The 15796-nt window shown below is 70.2% G+C and carries 9 protein-coding genes; 7 read left to right on the plus strand and 2 right to left on the minus strand.

Going from position 1 to position 15796, the window contains the following annotated elements; translation table 11 throughout:
* Positions 1-74 precede the first annotated feature (74 nt).
* The 5 genes from V2J18_RS21310 to V2J18_RS21330 all read left to right on the plus strand — a co-directional run bounded on the left by V2J18_RS21310 (position 75) and on the right by V2J18_RS21330 (position 10402).
* Positions 75-2693, plus strand: coding sequence for a TonB-dependent receptor (locus tag V2J18_RS21310; protein WP_336132822.1), 2619 nt, complete (start codon positions 75-77; stop codon positions 2691-2693).
* Between the two features lie 279 nt (positions 2694-2972).
* The gene (locus V2J18_RS21315; protein ID WP_336132823.1) at positions 2973-5366 is read left to right on the plus strand and encodes a family 20 glycosylhydrolase; all 2394 of its coding nucleotides are present in this window, start codon (positions 2973-2975) and stop codon (positions 5364-5366) included.
* 145 nt (positions 5367-5511) lie between these two features.
* Positions 5512-6150, plus strand: a complete 639-nt coding sequence (locus tag V2J18_RS21320) for a hypothetical protein (RefSeq protein ID WP_064745927.1) — start codon at positions 5512-5514, stop codon at positions 6148-6150.
* Between the two features lie 201 nt (positions 6151-6351).
* The gene (locus tag V2J18_RS21325; RefSeq protein WP_336132824.1) at positions 6352-7548 is read left to right on the plus strand and encodes an EAL domain-containing response regulator; all 1197 of its coding nucleotides are present in this window, start codon (positions 6352-6354) and stop codon (positions 7546-7548) included.
* 7 nt (positions 7549-7555) lie between these two features.
* Positions 7556-10402, plus strand: a complete 2847-nt coding sequence (locus tag V2J18_RS21330) for an ATP-binding protein (RefSeq protein ID WP_336132825.1) — start codon at positions 7556-7558, stop codon at positions 10400-10402.
* Positions 10403-10859: 457 nt separating this feature from the next.
* Here the strand turns inward: V2J18_RS21330 and V2J18_RS21335 are convergent, their stop codons facing one another.
* Complete coding sequence (locus V2J18_RS21335) at positions 10860-11522, minus strand: ankyrin repeat domain-containing protein (RefSeq protein WP_064745930.1); 663 nt, start codon at positions 11520-11522, stop codon at positions 10860-10862.
* 355 nt (positions 11523-11877) lie between these two features.
* Positions 11878-13383, minus strand: coding sequence for a Tle-like phospholipase domain-containing protein (locus V2J18_RS21340; protein ID WP_336132827.1), 1506 nt, complete (start codon positions 13381-13383; stop codon positions 11878-11880).
* A 241-nt stretch (positions 13384-13624) separates the two neighbouring features.
* Between V2J18_RS21340 and ggt the strand changes: the two genes are divergently transcribed.
* The gene (gene ggt / locus V2J18_RS21345) at positions 13625-15364 is read left to right on the plus strand and encodes a gamma-glutamyltransferase (RefSeq protein ID WP_336132828.1); all 1740 of its coding nucleotides are present in this window, start codon (positions 13625-13627) and stop codon (positions 15362-15364) included.
* A gap of 49 nt (positions 15365-15413) precedes the next feature.
* Positions 15414-15767, plus strand: a complete 354-nt coding sequence (locus tag V2J18_RS21350) for a gamma-glutamylcyclotransferase family protein (protein ID WP_064745932.1) — start codon at positions 15414-15416, stop codon at positions 15765-15767.
* Positions 15768-15796: the final 29 nt, after the last annotated feature.

Here is a 15796-nt window from a genome sequence, read left to right on the forward strand (position 1 = left end):
ACAACCGGACTTCGCGACGAACCGGCTGCCCGGTCGATCGCCGAGCCATCACCGCCCGAGGGAGGAACAGTTCAATGAAAGCGCGCAAGACCATCTTGTCGGCCAGTATCTTCGCGGCCCTGGCCTTCGGCCCGGGCCTGGCGATGGCCCAGGACACGGCGGCTCCGGCCGCCGGCACCGACGCCACCGAGCTGGACGCCGTCGTCGTCACCGGCATCCGCGCCAGCCTGGAGAAATCGCTCGACACCAAGCGGGCCAACGTGACCGTGTCCGAGGCGATCACCGCCGAAGACATCGGCAAGTTCGCCAACACCAACGTCGCCGAAGCGATGTCGCAGATCCCCGGCGTGGTCCTGGACCGCCGCTTCGGCCAGGGCGAGCGCGTCAGCATCGACGGCACCGATCCCAGCCTCAACCTCAGCTTCCTCGACGGCCATCCGGTGGCGCAGTCGATCTGGCTGTACGGCGAGCAGCCCAACCGCGGCTTCGACTACACCTTGCTGGCGCCGGAAATCCTCGGCCGGCTGGAAGTGATCAAGTCCTCCGAAGCCCGCCTGACCGAAGGCAGCCTCGGCGGCACCGTGCTGATGCACACGCGCAAGCCGCTGGACATGGACGCCCACTCCATCGCCGGCTCGATCAGCTTCAACTACAACGACCAGGGCGGCGACACCCGCCCCAGCGGCTCGGTGATCTACAGCTGGAAGAACCTCGACGAGCGCTTCGGCGTCAACGTCGCCGTCCAGCACTACGAAGAAACCGTGGACCGCCAGGGCGTGGAAATCTTCGGCTACCGCAAGGCCAGCGAGTTCCCCAACCAGACCGGCGCCGCCCCCGACGTCGACGTGGCCAACTTCGTCAACGCCGCCTGGTTCCAGCAGACCCGCGAACGCGACAGCGTCAACGTCAACCTGCAGTTCAAGCCCAGCGACGAGCTGGAGTTCAACCTCGGCGGCTTGTACATCAAGGAAAGCTTCGACAACTACAACCAGTCGATGTACAACTTCTTGACCCAGCGACCGGGCGCGGTGGACCGCATCAACGGCGGCGGGGTCGTCGCCACCGGCGGCCACAGCAACGCCAATCCGGTGTTCTACGACAACAACGTGCGCGCCTCCGAGCCGGAGACCCGCGGCATCGACCTGACCGGCAAGTACCAGACCGACGCCTGGGGCGTGTCCGGCCAGATCGGCCACAGCAAGTCGGAGAATGCGCTGGAGCAGTGGTTCATCGAACCGGTCTACACCGGCGGCTACAGCTGGGATCTCAAGCGCGGCCTGACCTTCGACAACCCGGCGGCGGCGACCAACCCGGCCAACTGGGCCGGCGACGGCTTCATGGGCAACTACGGCGTCATCGACACCGAGACCAAGGACACCTACGGCCAGGTCGACTTCAACGTCCGCTTCGACAGCGTGTTCAACAACCTGCAGTTCGGCGTACGCCGCGGCAAGCACGAGGAAGACTACCGCCAGAACGTCTACGGCGGCCTGCCGGTCGCCGACCTGGTCACCGTCGGCACCATCGGCCTGACCGACCTGCGCGGCTTCAACCCCGGCTCGGCCCATCACGTCCAGGTCGGCCGCCAGAACGTGATCGACTACGTCAACCGCTATCGCGGCGGCCTGCGTCCGGACCCGGGCAGCTTCCTCAACAACACCTTCGCCGTCGAGCAGACCAACACCGCCGCGTACGTGCAGGCCGACTTCTCGGCCGGCGCCTGGCGCGGCAACCTCGGCCTGCGTTATGTCGAGTCCAAGACCGATGGCCAGGGCTACGCCTACGGCGGCGCGCCGAGCCTGGACAACCTCGCCTCCAAGCTGCGCAAGACCTCGAGCAAGGACGACTTCCTGCTGCCGTCGGTGAACGTGGTCTACGACACCGGCAACGACCTGCTGTTCCGCTTCGGCGCGGCCAAGGTCATCGCCTGGGCGCCGTACAACCAACTGGTCGGCAACACCTTCCTCAACGACAACACCTTCACCGGCACCGGCGGCGCATCCGACCTGGACCCCTACGAGTCGACCAACTACAGCCTGTCGGCGGAGTGGTACTTCGCCGAGCAGTCGGTGCTGGCGGCGTCGGTGTTCTACAAGGACATCGACAACTACATCATCAGCCTGCCGCGCACGGAGCGTCAGTTCAATTCCAACGCCCAGACCGCGCCGGTGTTCTACCAGACCCGCCTGGTCGGCATGAACGGCTGCACCACCGACGGTTTCTGCGATTACAGCATCACCCGTCCGCAGAACGCCGGTAAGGGCAAGGTCAAGGGCTTCACGCTCAGCTACCAGCAGCCCTTCGGCGAGACCGGCTTCGGCCTGACCGCGAACTACACCTATGCCGACGGCGAGGGCGCGCAGGGCACTGACCTGCCGTACCAGTCGCGCGACTCGGTGGCGATCAGCCCGTACTACGAGAAGGGGCCGCTGGCCGCGCGAGTGAGCTACAACTGGCGCAGCGACTACATCGCCGGCGGCTACGTGGCCGGCGCGCCGATCTCCAGCGTGGACGACTACGCCGAACTCGGCGCCAGCGTCAGCTGGACCTTCGACGACCGCCTGACCGTAGCGCTGGAAGGCATGAACCTGCTCGATTCCGAGTATCGCCAGTACTACACCATCGAAGAACGCATCGCCCAGCGGTATCACACCGGTCGCCGTTTCATGGCTTCGTTCCGCTTCAAGTTCTGAGCAGTACCGGCTCGCGCCGAGCCGTAAGCGCCGATGCGGCGGCTTCGCGCCGCCGCATCGGCCGCCGCAGGACGCCGGCCCCGCGCCGGCGTTTTGCGTTTTCGGCCGATCGCGCGGCGCGGTGCCGCGCGACGGCCATTTCCCGCGCGGTCTGCGTTATCGGTGACGGCCGCACCGACGACGACGCGCTCGCGCATCGCCCGACCGTTTCGTTCACGCCACCCATCGCCCGCTCGCGCCGCTGCGGCCGCGCGGCGGCGCAGCAAGGACTCTGAGCCGATGAAGACACGCACTGCCTGGACCCGCACCGCCGCCACCGCGCTGAGCCTGGCGCTGGCCGCCTGCACCGGTGCCGATCCGAAAACGCCCGCCGCGACCAAGCCCGATGCCGCGGCGCCGGCCGACGCGGCGGCCGCCACCGCCGCGCATCCCAGCGCGCTGATTCCGCGGCCGGCGCAGATGGTGCCGGGCCAGGGCCGCTTCGTGCTCGGCCCGCAGACCCGGCTCAGCGTCGCCGCCGGCGACGCGGCCGCGCGCACGGTGGCCGAAGACTTCGCCGCGCGCTTGCAGCGCGCGCGCGGCTTCGCTCCGGCGATCGACGCCGCCGCCCAGCCCGCCGCCGGCGCGGTGTCGTTCGCCATCGATCCGGCCGCGCCGGCCGGCGAGGAGGCGTATGCGCTGGACATCCGCGCCGACGGCGTGCGGGTGCGCGCGCGCGCCGCCGCCGGCCTGTTCTACGGCGCGGTCAGTCTGTGGCAATTGGCCACCGCGGCCCCCGGCCAGGGTCCGACCGCGATCGCCGCGCAACGCATCGAGGATGCGCCGCGCTTCGCCTGGCGCGGGCTGATGCTCGACGTCGCGCGCCATTTCCGCAGCGTCGAGGAGGTCAAGTCGATCATCGACCAGATGGCGCTGCACAAGCTCAACACCTTCCACTGGCACCTCACCGACGACCAGGGCTGGCGGATCCAGATCCAGCGCTACCCGCGCCTGACCGAAGTCGGCGGCTGCCGCATTCCCGCCGGCGCCGCCGGCCGCGGCGAGGACGGCACGCCGCGGCCGTACTGCGGTTTCTACACCCAGGCGCAGATCCGCGAGGTGGTCGCCTACGCCGCCGCGCGCCACATCGCCGTAGTGCCGGAGATCGAAATGCCCGGCCACGCGCAGGCGGCGATCGCCGCCTATCCCGAACTCGGCGTGCGCGACGTGTTGAAGCAGGCGCCGCCGGTATCGCCGGACTGGGGCGTGCACACCTATCTGTACGGGGTCGACGAACCGACCTTCGAGTTCCTGCAGAACGTGCTCGACGAAGTCGCAGGACTGTTTCCGTCCAAGTACATCCACATCGGCGGCGACGAAGCGGCCAAGGACCAGTGGATCGCCTCGCCCGCGGTGCAGGCCAAGATCCGAGCGCTGGGGCTGAAGGACGAGATGGCGCTGCAGAGCTGGTTCGTCGGCCGGATCGGCAAGCACCTGGAGACGCGCCAGCGCGTGCTGGTCGGCTGGGACGAGATCCTGGAAGGCGGCAAGCTGCCGGCGAGCGCGACGGTGATGTCCTGGCGCGGCACCGCAGGCGCGGTCGAAGCCGCGCGCGAAGGCCACGACGTGATCCTGTCGCCGGACCGCAAGCTGTATCTCGATTACGCGCAGAGCGATCGCGACGACGAGCCCAGCGGCCGCTATCCGGTCAGCACGCTGCAGGATTTCTACGGCTTCGAGGTGATTCCGCAGGAGCTCCAGGGCGAACAGGCCAAGCGCGTGATCGGCGCCCAGGCCAATCTGTGGAGCGAGCACAAGCGCGGCTTCGACCGGGTCGAGCTGGCGCTGTATCCGCGCCTGGACGCGTTGGCCGAAGTCGTGTGGTCGCCGCAGGCCGGCCGCGACTGGAACGATTTCCAGCGCCGCCTGGTGCCGCAGTTGGCGCGCTATCGGGCGCAGAAGGTCGGCGCCAGCGACGCCGCCTATGCGGTCAAGTTCGAACTCGCCGGCGAACCCGGCGCGGCGCCGCAGATCCGCCTGTCCAACCAGACCGGCTTCGGCCAGATCCGCTACCGCACCGACGGACGCGAGCCGGACGCGAGTTCGCCGGTCTATGCCGCGCCGCTGCCGGCCAAGGCGCCGCTGGATCTGGTCGCGACCACGTTCTTCGACACGCAGCCGGTATCGGCGCCGCGCCGCTACCGGATCGCCGACGCGGCCGAATTCGGCGCGCTCGGCAGCGCCGCGCTGACGCCCTGCCGCGAGGGCTACAACCTGCGCGTGGAGGACGATGCCGCGCGCGACGGCCGCGGCGACGGCGAGCGCGCTGCGTTGACCGTCAACCTGATCGACCCGTGCTGGATCTATCCCAACGCCGCGCTGGACGGGGTCGGCCAGATCGAGGTCCGGGTCGGCCAACTGCCCTACAACTTCCAGCTCTGGCACGACACCAAGAACATCGTGACCCGCAAGGCCGAACTCGGCGGCGCGTTGGAAGTGCGGCTGGACGACTGCAAGAGCGAACCGGTGGCGCGCCTGCCGCTGGCGCCGGCGCGCGGTTCGGCCGGCATCAGCGAGCTGCGGGCGCCGCTGCCCAAGCTCAGCGGCCGCCACAACCTGTGCCTGGTCTTCGCCAGCGGCAGCCACGACCCGTTGTGGGCGCTGGACCGGGTGCTGCTGCGACCGGGCGGCTGATCGCGGCCGCGGCGCGCAAATACGCGAATCCGCCGGCCTGAAGCAGGCCGGCGGCCAGTTTATGTCAAAGAATTATGTGCGCTCGTTCATGGATTGTGCTGTGCAGCGGTTAGCATGTACGGGTAGCCAGGGGGATTCGATCTACATGCTCATCCGCAACTCGTTGTTGGCGGCGGCGCTTGCCGCGGCCCTCGTGTCCGGCGCTGCCGGCGCCCAGACCCTGTCCAAGCCGGTCGAGTTCTATTTCGACGTCGACGGACAGACCACCAAGCCGGTGATCGCGCTGCGCGAAACCGGCGAAGCGGCGATGGAACGCCTGGCCAAGATCCTCGAACGCAAGGCCAACGCGCCGGCCGAAGCGGCCCAGCTCGGCCATCTGGCGATGGACGCCGGCCGCGCCGAACTCGGCCGCCAGCTCTACGCGCGCGCGTTCCGCGATGTCGACAGCGGCAGCAGCCTGTGGCGCGCGATCAACTGGAACTACGGCTGGGACCTGTACCGCGCCGGCGCCTACGAAGACGCGTTCAAGCAGTGGACGGTGCTGCACAATGCGCGCAGCGTCAGCGCCGCCTGGATGCCGCCGACCTTCGCCGTGGCGCTGTGGCAGCTGGGGCGCAAGGACGAAGCGCTGCAGTGGTACGCCGCCGCCGTGCGCACCGAGCCGGACCTGTGGCGCGGCACCTCGCGCTACGCCGAGCTGCTGCCGGACTGGCGCGACGCCGAGCGCGCCACCCTGGCCGAAGTGCAGCAGGCCTGGGCCGCCAACCCGCCGCGCTGGCCCTGAGTGGCCGGGCCGGGCCCTCGCGCCCGGCTCCGCCACCGGCCAGGTTTCACGCGCCGCCGCCGTGCGGCGCGTAATCTGATCGGCGACCGTTCGTCGCCGCGCCCTGCGCTCGTCCGCAGACCCGGCTACAGTCGGCCTTCGCGGCCGGATGTCCGCCCCCGGGACGTCGGTCCGCCGCTGCGCACGCAGCCGAGGGATCGCATGTCGCTATCGGCCTTGAGCGTACTGGTAGTCGAAGACCACGGCTTCCAGCGCCGCATGGCCCTGCGCCTGCTGGCCGAACTGGGCATCGCCCGCCTGCACGAAGCCGGCGACGGGGTCTCCGCACTGCGTCTGCTGCGCGCGTTGCCGCAAGCGCCCGATGTGGTCGTGGTCGATCTCGACATGCCCGGCATGGACGGCATCGAATTCATCGACCACCTCGCCCATGAGCACCTGGCGCGCTCGGTGCTGGTCGCCAGCGCGCTCGACGCGGCGTTGCTGCATACCGTGCAGACCATGGCCCGCGCCTGCGGCCTGCACGTGCTGGAAGCGGTGCCCAAGCCGCTGACCCGGGCCAAGCTGGCCCAGGCCCTGGCCGGCCTGGACCAAGCCGTCGCCGCCGACGCCGACGAGGACCCCGGCGAGATCAGCCCCGACAGCGCGCGCGCCGCGCTCGATAGCGGCGACATCCAGCCCTGGTTCCAGCCCCAGGTCGAGCTCGGCAACGGCCGCGTGATCGGCGTCGAGGCGCTGGCGCGCTGGCGCCGCGGCGACGGCCGCGTGGTCATGCCGCAGCACTTCATGCCGGTGCTGGAAGAACTGCAGTTGCTCGACACCCTGACCGAACGCATCCTCGCCGGCGCCTGCACCTGGAAACGGCAGTGGGAACGCCAGGGCCTGCGCCTGAAGCTGTCGGTCAACGTGCCGGCGACCGCGCTCGACGACGCCGGCGCGGCCGACCGCTACCAGCGCATCGTCCGCGCGGCCGGCGTCGAGCCCGGCGAAGTGGTGCTGGAGCTGACCGAGAGCTCGCTGATCGCCGATGCCGCGCGCGGCCTGGGCGTGCTGGCGCGGTTGCGGCTGAAGGGCTTCGGCCTGTCGATCGACGACTTCGGCACCGGCTGGTCGTCGCTGTCGCAGCTGTCGCAGGTGCCGTTCACCGAACTCAAGATCGATCAGGAATTCGTCGCCGGCGCCGCCCACCAGCCGCGCCAGCGCGCGGTGGTCGAGGCCAGCCTGGACCTGGCGCGCAAGCTCGGCCTGGACGCGGTCGCCGAGGGCGTGGAAACGGTCGAGGACTGGCAGATGCTGGCTGACCTGGGCTGCGCCATCGCCCAGGGCCGGCTGATCGGCGACGCCGTGCCCGGCGGGGAATTGCCGGCCCTGCTCGGCCGTTGGCGCCGGCCCGAGCATTGAGGCGGCGATGCTGGCCTGGCTCGACCGGATCAGCGTGCGCCACCAACTGTGGGGCCTGTTCGGCCTGTTCCTGCTGACCGGCGCCAGCGTGCTGGTCATCGACGAGGTCGAACAGTACCGGGCACGCAAGACCCTGCACGCCTTGAAGGACGACGGCCTGATCGGCCTGCGCTTGCTCAAGACCGTGTCCGACGCCTACGGCCTGGACGTGGTCGACACCACCTTTCGGGTGCGCAACGGCCTGGTCGGCTGGGACGAGGGCCTGCGCCGGGTCGACGACGCGCGCCGGCGCATCGACCGCGGCTGGCGGCGGCTGCAGCACCTGCCGCATACCGCGATCGAGCACGATCAGTTGCGCGCCGCCGAACAGGCCCGGCACGACGCCGACGCCGCCACGGCCGAACTGCAGGCGATCCTGCGCCGACGCGACCTGCCCGCGCTGGGACGCTTCGCCGACACCCGCCTGTATCCGTCGATCGACCCGTTGACCCAGCGCCTGCAGGCCATCTCCGACCTGGAGCTGATCCAGGCCGAGGCGGTGGTCCGCGCCGACATCGCCCGCAGCGAGCGGGTCAGCCTGCTGCGCATCGGCCTGTCGCTGGCGGCGCTGTTGCTGGCGGCGCTGGTCGGCCGGCGGGTGCTGCGCAACGCCTCGCGCGGCGTGGTCCGGCTGACCTGGCTGGCGCGGCGCATGCGCGAGCACGACTACACCGCCGAGCCCGGCGAGTTGCCGCCGGGCGAACTCGGCGCGGTCATGCAGGCCTTCATCGACATGCGCCGCGACGTGCTCGGCTTCGAGACCGAACTGACCGGCCAACTGATCCGCAACGAGCGCACCCGCGCCGAGTTGGAACGGCGCGAGCGCTTCCAGCGCTCGCTGCTGGAAGCGGCGCAGACCGCGATCCTGGCGGTCGACGAGCAAGGCCGCTTCAGCCTGGTCAATCCTTTCGCCGAACGCCTGCTCGGCATCCGCGCCGAGGAAGCGATCGGCCGCGATTACCTGCACTCGGTGTTCGAAGGTCGCGCACTGCGCGCGCTGGCCAGCGAACTGGGCATGCGCCTGGGCCGGCCGGTGGAGGCCGACTGGACTGCGCTGCGCGAACTCGCCCGCTTGCGCGCCGCGCCGCGCGAGATCCGGCTGCGCCACCGCAACGGCACCTGGGTGCCGGCGCTGGTCGCGGTCTCGGCGACCGCCGACGAAGACGACCGTCCCGGCCTGCTGCTGATCGCCGCCGACCTCAGCGCGCTGAAGCGGCTGGAACGCGAGCTGCGGGTCAGCGAAGCGCGGGCGCAGGACGCGAGCCGGGCCAAGTCCTCGTTCCTGGCGGCGATGAGCCACGAGATCCGCACGCCGATGATCGGCGTTACCGGCATGATCGAAGTGCTGGCGCATTCGCGCCTGGACCCGGAGCAGCGGCACGCGCTGGAAGTGATCCAACAGTCCTCGCAGTCGCTGCTGCAGATCATCGGCGACATTCTCGACTTCTCCAAGATCGAGGCCGGCCGGCTGGAGCTGACGCTGGAACCGACCGCGCTGCCGGCCTTGCTGCGGACCACCGTCGCCGGCTTCCTCGGCGCCGCCGCCAGCCGCGGCATCGAACTGCACTGCGAGGTCGACCCGCGGGTGCCGCCGGCGCATCGCGCCGATGCGCTGCGGTTGCGGCAGATCCTCGGCAACTTCCTGTCCAACGCGGTCAAGTTCACCGAACGCGGCACGGTCGAGGCGGCGCTGATCTACGAGGGCGAGGCCGCGCCCGACGCCGACGGCCGGCCGCGCGACGCGCTGTGCTTCCGCGTCTGCGACACCGGCATCGGCATCGGCGCCGAGCAGCAACAGCATTTGTTCGAACCCTTCAGCCAGGCCGACAACGAGACCACCCGCCGTTACGGCGGCACCGGCCTGGGCCTGGCGATCTGCCGCCGACTGGCGACGCTGATGGAAGGCGAGATCGAACTGGACAGCGAACCCGGTCGCGGCACCACCCTGCGATTGCGCCTGCCGTTGGCGCGCGCCCGCGAAGCCGAGCTGCCGCCCGCGACCGCGCCGATCGGCGACGGTGCGGCCCTGGCCGCGCGCGCGGTGCCCGACGTCGAGCAAGCGCAGCGCCAGCGCAGCCTGATCCTGCTGATCGACGACCATCCGACCAATCGCCTGGTGATCGCGCGGCAACTGGCCTTGGCCGGCTACGCCAGCGAGCCGGCGGCCGGCGGCGAGGACGGCTTGCAGCGCTGGCGCAGCGGCCGCTACGCGTTGCTGCTGTCGGACGTGCACATGCCGGGCATGGACGGCTACGCCCTGGCGCGCGCGGTGCGCGCCGAGGAAGCGCGCGAGCGCCGGCCGCGCACGCCGATCGTGGCCCTGACCGCCTCGGCCCTGAAAGGCGAGGCCGAGGCCTGCCTGGACGCGGGCATGGACGATTACCTGGTCAAGCCGGTCGCGGTCGCGCGACTGGCCGCCTGCCTGCAACGCTGGTTGCCGCATACCGCGAACGCCGCCGAAGCGGCGCCGGACGAGCGCGACCCGGCCGAACAGGCGCAGGTGTTGGACCGCGAGGTCCTGCGCGGCCTGCTCGCCGAAGGCGAGGGCAACGCCGGCGACGTGCTCGACGACTTTCTCGCTGCGATGGCCCAGGACCACAGCGTGCTGCACGGCGCGCACCGCGACGGCGACATCGTCGCCGTACAGCGCCAGGCGCACCGGATCAAAGGCGCCGCCGCACTGGTCGGCGCGCACGAACTCGAACGCGCCGCGCTGGCCCTGGAGCAGGCCGCGCGCGCCCAGGACTGGGCCCTCGTACTGCCGCTGCTGAGCGACTTGGAGACGGCGTTGGAACGCTTGCGGCGTCTGGTTTGAGGGCGGGCCTCGAGAGCTGAGAGCAAGCTCCCTCGGTGCGCCCCTGGCAAGGGGGAACCGGCACGCGCTGCGCTCACACGGGGTAGGAGCAGCGCAAGCCGCGACCACGAAAAGGCAGAGCCTTCAACACCGCCGCCGCCGAACGAAGCCGCAAACGCCCGCCGGTAGGAGCGGCGTAAGCCGCGACAACCGAAGCAGCGGAATGCCACGCCGCCGGCCGAAAATCGCCATCGGCCCAAAGAACACCCGATTGCCCCGGCGTCGGTGGCTGACCAACTGCGCGGCGCAGCGGCGGGCAGCGGTTACACCGCTCCTGCCCAAAGGCGGGAACACCGTTCCGAACCAGAACGCGCTCGTCAGGACGGCTGCGCATCTCCCGTCGCGGCTTATGGCCGGAAAAATTCCCGCGCTACGCCCCCCTACCCGGAACGCTGCCCGAAACGCGCTCGGCGCAGGCTCACTTGGCCTGCGCGTCCTCGACCGGGATGCGATGCTCGCGCAGCCACTCCACCACCGCCTCGCGCTGATCGCGGGTGCGGGCGTTGAGCAGCTTGCTGGGGGTCATGAACATGAAGCGCTGGAAGCTCGCGCCCTGCACGTTGCGCGCGTTCGGACTGGCGCCGGCCTTGAGCAGGGTCAGGGCATGACCGAATTCGTTGACCTTGGCCGCCTCGTGCAGCGGCGTGTTGCCGGTGCGGTCGGCGAGGTCGGGCTTGGCGCCGGCGGCCAGCAGCGCCTCGAAGTTTTCCTCGCGCTCGCCCATCAACGCCGACGCCAGCGGGCTGGCGCGGGTCACGGTGTTGGGCAGGTTCGGGTCCACGCCCTGGTCGAGCAGCGCGCGCAGCAGCCGCGGGTCGTTGGCCATCGCCGCCAGATGGACCACGGTCATGCCGTCGTCGCTGCCGACCGCAGGGTCGGCGCCGGCGCTGAGCAACGCCTTTAGGCCGTCGGTGCTGCGGTGGTACAGCGCCCACTGCAGCGGCGTCACTCCCTTGGCGCCGCGGGCATTGGGATCGGCGCCGGCGGCGACCAGCTCGCGCACGCGCGCGCCGTTGCCTTCGGCGGCCGCCTCGGCCAGCTCGGCGTTGCGCAGGTCGGGGAAAACTTCGCTGGCTTGCATCGATCCGCTCCCAGGGCCGGCACACGCCGTGCAGACCGACAGCATAAGCAAGACGGCGGCGGCCATCACGCGCGAGGGCAGGCGCCGCAGGATCGGAGAGTGCGCGGGCATGGCGATCACCTGGATTCGCTGGGTCGGCCGATGCTAGCGCAGGCCGGCGCCGACGGCTGCGAAGTCAGTCTCGTCGCGCCGTCCGGCCCCCGTCGCGATCCCCACCCCGCCGAACGAATCTCGGGCCGGGAAGAGCATGCGCTCGTAACCCCGGAGCGAAGCCGAAACCGCCCCCTCCCCCTTTTTCAATGCAGGTACGGGGAGGGGCTTCCGCTCTTGGCCCGACAAGCGACGGCGGCGCGACTCAATCGAAGGGGTTGAGGAAGCTGCCGACGTCCTTGGCCACATTGACCGTGCCCTCGGCGACGTCGCCGACCACGTCGAAGGTCGCCTCGGCCACGGTGCCGACGCCGTCGATCACCGCCTCGCTGACGTCGCCCAGGTCCTCGGCGCGCGCACCCAACCATTGGCCGCTGTCCTCGAGCCAACCGCCGACCGTGTCGCCGGCGCCTTCCAGGCCGACGTATTCGCCGAGGTCGCGGATCAGCCCGCCGCTCAGTTCGCCGGCGCCCTGCAGCACGTCGCCGGTCAGGTCGAACGCGCCTTCGGCGACGTCGCCGGTCAGATTGACCAGACCTTCGGTGACGTCGCCGGCCAGCTTCAGCGTGCCGTCGATGTAGCGGCCGTTGGCGTACTCGTTGTTGATCACGCCGTCCAGGTCGCCGCCGAAGTCGTAGCCGACGTTGAAGGCGTCGACGCCGAGGTCGACCACTTCCTGGATGCCGTCGCCGAGCAGGTCGATGCCGGTTTCGGACACGGTTTCGGCCATCGCGTCGAGCGCGCCGAGTTCGTCGCCCTCGGTGCTTTCGGTCGGGGTCGGCGTCTGGGTCTTCATCGCCTCGATCACGGTCGCGCTGCCGTGCGCGCTGAGCACGTTGGGCCAGCCTTCCGGATGCTTGAGGTTGAGCTCGAAGCCGACCGCATCGGGCATGCCGTTGAGCACTTCGACGCTCTGCTGCACGCCGGTCAGCGGATCGCCGTCGACGTTGTAGCGGCGGATCTGCCCGTCTTCGGCCTGCGAGCGCGCCTCGTGCGGGCTGAAGCCCAGGTCGCGCAGGGTGTCGTTGCTGAGGCCGGCGGCGTTGAAGGTCACCGCGGTGTTGCCGGTGGCCAGGGCCGCGGTCGAGGCCAGGCCGCCGCCGAGGGAGTGTCCGGTGTAGACCACGTTGTCGCCGAACGCGGCCTCGGCTTCCTTGGCCAGCGCCACCGCCTGCTTGTACTGGCTGGTGTTGAAGCCCAGGCCCTGGCCGACGTCGTTAGCGATGTCGCCGTCGCCGAGCGGGTTGTAGCCGTTGGTGCCGGCGAAGGCGACCACGTACTGGCCGTTGCCGTTGGTGTAGATCGCGGCGCGGAAGCCCGAGCTTTCGACTTCCAGATCGTTCGGGTCGATGCCCGCCGGCTGGCCGTCCGGCGTCTTGAGCGCGCTGACCTGCTCCGGGCTCAGGCGCGTCCAGCCCGCGGCGCCCTTGCCTTCGGTGTCGTAGACATCGCTGGACAATTCGGCCAGCGCGGTGTCGATCTCTTTCTGCGGCTGCTGGCCGTAGAGCTGTTCGCTGAAGGGCTTGGTCTCGGCCTTCGGCACCGGCGCATACGGGCTGTAGGGCAGTTCGATCGGCGCCGCCGGCGCCTGCTCGACCACCGGGGCTGGCGTCGCCGGCTGTTGCGGTTGCTGCTGGTGCAGCAGCTGGTCGATCAGCCCGGGCAGTTGCGCGAAGCGCAGCAGCGGATTCGAGAATTCCGGAAAGCTCATGGCGCGACCCTGTTCCGTTATCTGGACGGCAGCGTATGTACTGACAAGATCGGCAAACAGCTGGTGCCTTCCCCAGCTAGGGTCGACCCTAGGTCGCCCTCTGGGGGGGAGTTGAGCCGGGCACGGAATGGGCCGACCGACATGAGCCCGGCGGCTTGAGCCCTTTCGCCCCCTTGCCTTCGGCCCGGGCGGGCCCGGCGCCGACTGCGCTATCGTCGCTCGTCCACCGGAGAGAGCCGTCATGTCCCGACCGATCATCGCGCGACGCCGGCCGGCGCTGCGCGCCGCGCTGGCCCTGGCCTGCGCCCTGGCCCTGCCCACCGCGGCGCCGGCCGCCGACCGCATCGGCGGCCAGCCCTTCGCCACCCGCAGCGAGGTCTACGCCCCGCATGCGATCGCCGCCACCTCGCACCCGCTGGCCACCCAGATCGCGCTGGACACGATGAAGGCCGGCGGCAGCGCGATCGACGCGGCGATCGCCGCCAACGCCGCGCTCGGGCTGATGGAACCGACCGGCAACGGCATCGGCGGCGATCTGTTCGCGATCGTGTGGGACCCCAAGAGCAAAAAGCTGCACGGCTACAACGGCTCCGGCCGCTCGCCCAAGGCGCTGAGCCTGGCCGAGTTCGAGAAGCGCGGGCTCAAGGAAGTGCCGGCGCACGGCCCGCTGCCGGTCACCGTGCCCGGCACGGTCGACGCCTGGTTCGCCCTGCACCAGCGCTTCGGCCGCAAGCCGATGGCCGAGAACCTGGCGCCGGCGATCCGCTATGCCCGCGAAGGCCACCCGGTGCACGAGGTGATCGCCTATTACTGGAACGCCTCGGTGCCGCGGCTGTCGAAGTGGCCGGGCTTCAAGGAGCAGTTCACCCTCGACGGGCGCGCCCCGCGCACCGGCGAGATATGGAAGAACCCGAATCTGGCCGACACCCTGGAACAGATCGCGCGCGGCGGCCGCGATGCGTTCTACCAGGGCGATATCGCCCGCACCATCGACGCCTATTTCAAGGCCAACGACGGCTTCCTGCGCTACGAGGACCTGACCGAGCACCGCGGCGAATGGGTCGAGCCGGTCAGCAGCAATTACCGCGGCTACGACGTCTGGGAACTGCCGCCCAACGGCCAGGGCATCGCCGCGCTGCAGATCCTCAACATCCTGGAAGGCTACGACCTGAAGGCGCACGGCTTCGGCAGCGTCGAGCACGTGCACCTGTTCGCCGAAGCCAAGAAACTGGCCTTCGCCGACCGCGCGCGCTGGTACGCCGACCCGGCGTTCGAGAAATCCTCGCCGGTGGCCAAGCTGATCTCCAAGGACTACGCCGCGCAACGCCGCAAGCTGATCTCGATGGACAAGGCACTGCGCGAGGCGCAGCCGGCGACGCCGGCGCAGCTCGACCAGGGCGACACCATCTACCTGACCGTGGCCGACGCCGACGGCATGATGGTTTCGCTGATCCAATCCAACTACCGCGGCATGGGCAGCGGCATGGCGCCGCCGGGGCTGGGCTTCATCTTCCAGGACCGCGGCGAGCAATTCGTGCTCAAGGAAGGGCATCCGAATTCGTTCGCGCCGGGCAAGCGCCCGTTCCACACCATCATTCCCGCGTTCGTGACCAAGGACGGCAAGCCCTGGCTGTCGTTCGGGGTGATGGGCGGGGCGATGCAGCCGCAGGGGCATGCGCAGATCCTGATCAACCTGATCGACTTCGGCATGAACCTGCAGGAAGCCGGCGACGCGCCGCGGATCCAGCACGACGGTTCGACCGAACCGGCCGGGCAGGCCACGGCGATGAGCGACGGCGGCGAGCTCGACCTGGAGACCGGCTACCCGTACGAAACCGTGCGCGAACTGATGCGCCGCGGCCACAGCGTGCGGTTCGCGCACGGGCCTTACGGCGGCTACCAGGCGATCATGGTCAACCCGCACGGCGGCTACATCGGCGCCAGCGAGTCGCGCAAGGACGGTCAGGCGGCCGGCTATTGATCCGCGGCCTTCTCGGCGGGTACGTCGCTCCTTTACCGCGAACTCCGACATGACCGACACATACGACCAACGCCTGTTCTCCTACGGCACCCTGCAACTGCCGGCCGTGCAGCAGGCCACCTTCGGCCGCCTGCTGCAGGGCCGCGCCGACGCGTTGACCGGCTTCCGCCGCACGATGGTCGGGATCGAAGATCCGCAGGTCGTCGCCACCAGCGGCGAGGCCTATCACCCCATCGTCGAGGCCAGCGGCGACCCGCACGACCGCGTCGACGGCACGGTGTTCGCGATCAGCGCCGCGGAACTGGCGCAGGCCGACGCGTACGAAGTGGACGAGTACGAACGCGTCCAAGCCGAACTGGCCTCCGGGCAACGCGCCTGGGTATACGTCAAGCGGCGCGGTTGACGCCGCGCCGCGGCATTCGGCGCCGCAAC

This window comes from Lysobacter firmicutimachus (genome assembly GCF_037027445.1).
Taxonomy (GTDB): domain Bacteria; phylum Pseudomonadota; class Gammaproteobacteria; order Xanthomonadales; family Xanthomonadaceae; genus Lysobacter; species Lysobacter firmicutimachus.

Excerpts from the sequence above, each read along its gene's own strand:
- V2J18_RS21340 (WP_336132827.1), bottom strand. The coding sequence starts at position 13,383 with ATGAGCTTTCCGGAATTCTCGAATCCGCTGCTGCGCTTCGCGCAACTG.
- V2J18_RS21325 (WP_336132824.1), top strand. The coding sequence starts at position 6,352 with ATGTCGCTATCGGCCTTGAGCGTACTGGTAGTCGAAGACCACGGCTTC.
- V2J18_RS21330 (WP_336132825.1), top strand. The coding sequence starts at position 7,556 with ATGCTGGCCTGGCTCGACCGGATCAGCGTGCGCCACCAACTGTGGGGC.
- V2J18_RS21320 (WP_064745927.1), top strand. The coding sequence starts at position 5,512 with ATGCTCATCCGCAACTCGTTGTTGGCGGCGGCGCTTGCCGCGGCCCTC.
- V2J18_RS21310 (WP_336132822.1), top strand. The coding sequence starts at position 75 with ATGAAAGCGCGCAAGACCATCTTGTCGGCCAGTATCTTCGCGGCCCTG.
- V2J18_RS21315 (WP_336132823.1), top strand. The coding sequence starts at position 2,973 with ATGAAGACACGCACTGCCTGGACCCGCACCGCCGCCACCGCGCTGAGC.
- V2J18_RS21350 (WP_064745932.1), top strand. The coding sequence starts at position 15,414 with ATGACCGACACATACGACCAACGCCTGTTCTCCTACGGCACCCTGCAA.
- V2J18_RS21335 (WP_064745930.1), bottom strand. The coding sequence starts at position 11,522 with ATGCAAGCCAGCGAAGTTTTCCCCGACCTGCGCAACGCCGAGCTGGCC.
- ggt (WP_336132828.1), top strand. The coding sequence starts at position 13,625 with ATGTCCCGACCGATCATCGCGCGACGCCGGCCGGCGCTGCGCGCCGCG.